The organism is Pseudoalteromonas sp. HM-SA03 (assembly GCF_002289345.1).
Classification (GTDB): domain Bacteria; phylum Pseudomonadota; class Gammaproteobacteria; order Enterobacterales; family Alteromonadaceae; genus Pseudoalteromonas.
The window spans coordinates 1-4,018 of record NZ_NSDG01000094.1 but is presented as its reverse complement, the minus strand read 5'-3'; the positions used below and the strand labels follow the sequence as shown (position 1 = coordinate 4,018).

The 4,018-nt window shown below is 42.2% G+C and carries 3 protein-coding genes and 2 pseudogenes; 3 read left to right on the top strand and 2 right to left on the bottom strand.

The genetic code is table 11. The features are described 5' to 3' along the window. Window positions 1-259: 259 nt before the first annotated feature. On the bottom strand, window positions 260-1,150 hold the full coding sequence (locus tag CKO50_RS18510) for a hypothetical protein (protein WP_095729357.1): 891 nt from the start codon (window positions 1,148-1,150) through the stop codon (window positions 260-262). A 226-nt stretch (window positions 1,151-1,376) separates the two neighbouring features. Between CKO50_RS18510 and CKO50_RS18505 the strand changes: the two genes are divergently transcribed. Then, window positions 1,377-1,736: a hypothetical protein gene (locus tag CKO50_RS18505; protein ID WP_095729356.1), complete on the top strand. Its 360-nt coding sequence runs from the start codon at window positions 1,377-1,379 to the stop codon at window positions 1,734-1,736. Between the two features lie 161 nt (window positions 1,737-1,897). Here the strand turns inward: CKO50_RS18505 and CKO50_RS18500 are convergent. Further along, a pseudogene (locus CKO50_RS18500) lies at window positions 1,898-2,305 on the bottom strand (isochorismatase family protein); the annotation flags it as partial. Between the two features lie 351 nt (window positions 2,306-2,656). Between CKO50_RS18500 and CKO50_RS18495 the strand changes: the two are divergent. Both CKO50_RS18495 and CKO50_RS18490 read left to right on the top strand, forming a co-directional pair. Then, window positions 2,657-3,544: an SUMF1/EgtB/PvdO family nonheme iron enzyme gene (locus CKO50_RS18495; RefSeq protein WP_255230422.1), complete on the top strand. Its 888-nt coding sequence runs from the start codon at window positions 2,657-2,659 to the stop codon at window positions 3,542-3,544. 145 nt (window positions 3,545-3,689) lie between these two features. Beyond that, window positions 3,690-4,018: pseudogene (locus CKO50_RS18490) on the top strand (hypothetical protein); the annotation flags it as partial.

Genomic DNA, 4,018 nt, shown 5'->3' with positions numbered 1-4,018 from the left:
TAAAGCCTAAGCCATCAAAGTACCCACATAAAAACAGAAATGCCAGTCAGCTTAACTGACTGGCATTAGCCTTTATGGCTGCTTTTTTATACCAATTTGCTTAATTAAGTGAGCTATTTTGAGGCGAGAAAATCTTGTCGATAACTAGACAAAACTTTTGCTATTTAGTTGTTCTAAATAAGAAATTTTTAACGCCGTTAGCGTCAGATTTACTCCTTCAAATTGAGCAAGTATTAAGATAAATTGGTATTAGTTAATATTAGCCACAACTCCAATCAAACTCGCGGTTTACCAAATCAAGCATACCTATCCCTCCGCCAAAGTTATGCCCACCTAAGATCTCTTCGAATTCGATGTAGTAAGGTGTAAGAAAATCAGGGATCCCTTGACCGTTTAAACTCGTCCCGCCTAAATGGTTTGGCAAAACACTCTCTAACCACTCAGGGTCGCCTTCGTACGGATCAATATAACCTGTATCTTCATATTCGCTGGGCGTCTTACCCGCATTAGGATCACTAGGGTTGGCAACAAGCGCAATTGCACGGTTAAAACTCACTGCTTCTGGGGGAATTCCACCAAGCTCGCGATATATTTGGTACTCTTCAGCTGGCAAACTGAGGTACTGGGAATAGTTCATTTTCCAAAAGCAACTCGCCCCACCCTCGACTAGCCATTCAGGGACGCAAACATCATCTTCAAAATGTCGTTCAATAATAGTTGGCGGTGAACAGAGCTCGCCGTAAAACTCAGCTTCACTAAGCAGGAGCGTTGCGTAATAACAATCTAGCGTATCTGCTGCAAACTTACAGCTAGGATGAACCGTTTGCATCGCCTGCCAAAAGGGTTTGAATAGCGGTTCATCTGGCGACTGCTCAGCAAATAACGCCTCTTCTAACCCTTCAATATATTCGGGCCCGCCATCATTGTGATCAACCGCGATTGCAAAAAAGCTAACCGCAAATGCATTCTCATCAGTGCGATAGCCCTCTGGCAATCTTAGTGTAAAGCTGTGTTTTAGCGGGTAGCCGGTATGTGGGTCAAGCGGCCATTGATTGGCTTTAATTCCGGGGGGCAAACCAAATACCCAACCATCAAAGCGCGCTTTATCATCAATGGATTGTTTCAATATCTCGATATTATAAGCATTCATTACTATCTCCTTATTAAATAACGTTGCTTTCTCGTAAGTTAGGGCCTGTATATCTTTCAAGTTTATTTTTGCAGCAGCAAAGAACAACAGACCCTAGTATAAAAGTATTAACCCCACAATTGAAATAGATACTTAGACTTTTACAGTGTTTGAGACACTTAAAACTATCGTTTATATTCATTACCTGTAGGTGAAAAATCAGTAGGATTAGACAAGGATAATAGTTATGAATTATTTTGGAACGTTTGGTTCAACGGAAGAAGAGGCGCTTAACCTTCTCATGCCTGTTGTCGACAATGCTTTGAAAGCGCATGAGAGAGGAAACTATCAAGCATATTTATCTGTAATAACCGCCGACTTAGCCAAAAAGGTTTCTGAGGAGGGATTTTTACGGGCATACCATGAAATCGCGCCGCAGCTTGGCCGCTTAAAATCCAAAACCTTGTTAGCGTCTCTTCGAAGAGGTCAGGATCCAATGCTGATATTTGCAGCGAAGTACGAGAACACACAGGACGATATCGTAATTAATATCACATTTAAAAACGCGACTACCCCGCCTTTAATTGCATGGATGTGGATTGAATAACCCTTTGGTTCAAAGGCTTAGATTAAAACTTATAGGAGGACCGTTTCCGGTTTGCTTCACACTTGTGTAATAACATGTATAACCCTTAACAGCCGGTTATTAGGACGAGTAAGTGAAAACAGTGACAGGAAATGGTAATCCCTCAACAAAATTAGACTGTATCAGTCACCTAAAGCAATAATTTTGGCAGTAGACACCGCGGATATTTTCACTCCAAAACTGGAGATATTTGGCAGTGTGGCATTATGATGTATTCTTATTTGTTCACCTGACATGTGCTTTTTGCAATGNTCCGCCACTAATGTAACTGCATAACCCAAACCCGCGGCTCGCCGACTCGTTGTATCAACACAAAACTCTGTAGCATAACCACAAATATAAATATGTTGAGCTCCATGTTCTTCAAGTATGTTAGACAGATTTGTGTTTAAAAATGAATCTGGGGTGGTTTTACGCACGAACTGATCATTGGCGTCAACTTGAAGTACGGATTGTAATTGCCAACCTTCACTACCATACTCAATCGCAGTACCGTTTTGCTCATGTTGAATATAGATAACTGGCATGCCTTGCTTTCGAGCCTAATCTGTCACTAAGTTAATTCGGCTTAACACCTCTTCACTTGCATACGGTTTGGGCTCTGGGTCGAATAAAAGGCTCTGTACATCAATTACCAATACTGCAGATTTCATAGCATACTCTTTTTGGGCATAATCTTGCTTATAAACTCAAAAGCCGCCAACACCTTGAACAGCATTCATTCTTTCAAGGGTTGTAGTGCCCAAGCAATATAAATTACAAGCGTTATATTGTCATTTTAATATTTATACATTGGTCTTACTGCCACATTAGCTATGTCTCAATACCGCTAAACAAGTTATGATAAATGTGTATGCAAAGACCTTATGGATAGCACACTTATGGACAAGATTGATCATCAGATATTACCCCCTTTAGCGACATTACTATGCTTGGTCATAAGCGGTTGTGACGGCCTTGGCCAACAAATAGACGCGCTTACTGGCGAGCAAGACAAACAAGTGCAAACACTAATTGAGCGCACTAAAGCCCAAATGGTGTTTGTTGAAGGCGGCAGCTTTATGATGGGCGATGGTGGAGGTCCTAATAACTTGCCTTGGACCATAGCCCGCGATAATAAACCCGCTCATAAGGTGACCCTTACCAGCTATTCGATGGGCGCTTATGAGGTAAGCTATGGCGATTTTGATTTATATGCCGCAGTAAATGACCTACCAAAAACCATGTGGACAAAATGGGATAAAGATGAAATTTGGCGCGCACCAGAATTCCCTGCTGGAGTGAGTTGGTATGGCGCAAAAAACTATTGTTTATGGCTGGCTGAGCTTACCCAACTCCCCTTTGATTTACCAACAGGAGCACAATGGGAATTTGCAGCACGAAACCGTGGCGAGAATATTCTTTTTGCCACAGATAACGGGCGGATAGAAGAAGGTCGGAATTATGAACTAAATACTGATTATGCGGAACCTTCTGGCACATATCCTCCTAATCCATTGGGGTTTTATGATTTAAGCGGCAATATGATTGAGTGGGTCAATGACTGGTGGGCTGAGGATTACTATCAACACTCCCCAGAGCAGGATCCCAAAGGACCAAAAGAAGGCACAAAAAAGGTTATGCGAGGCGGAACTTTTATGGAATCGCCACGTGGCAGCAATGTTTATACTCGGCAAGAGTCTAATGAACTGAACACTAGCTATAGGGATATCGGATTTAGATGCGCACTAAATCAAGCGAAGTCACTTCCAGTTCAATCAGTTAACTAGTGCATTATCATCACATTTATCACCGTAAAAGTCAGCGTTGATTCAAACTGCTTACTTTATGCTGTAGCAATTTTGATTTCGCCTGTACGCTTGGTATGCTTGAGCTGCACTAAGGATAAATAAGTAACATACGGAAAGTCACCATATGGAAAATAAACGGATATATTCACTCCCCCACTTTGTCAACATTACTCGGCGCGATATTCTCGCCAATAAAAATACCACCGCTCCAAGTCTCGCATTACTGTGTGTAGTAATGACTGGATGTGACGACCTAGGCCAACAAATTGACGCGCTTACTGGCGAGCAAGACAAACAAGTGCAAGCACTAATTGAGCGCACAAAAGCCCAAATGGTGTTTGTTGAAGGCGGCAGCTTTATGATGGGCGATGGCGGTGGTCCAAATAACTTGCCTTGGACCATAGCCCGCGATAATAAACCCGCTCATAAGGTGACCCTTACCAGCTATTCGAT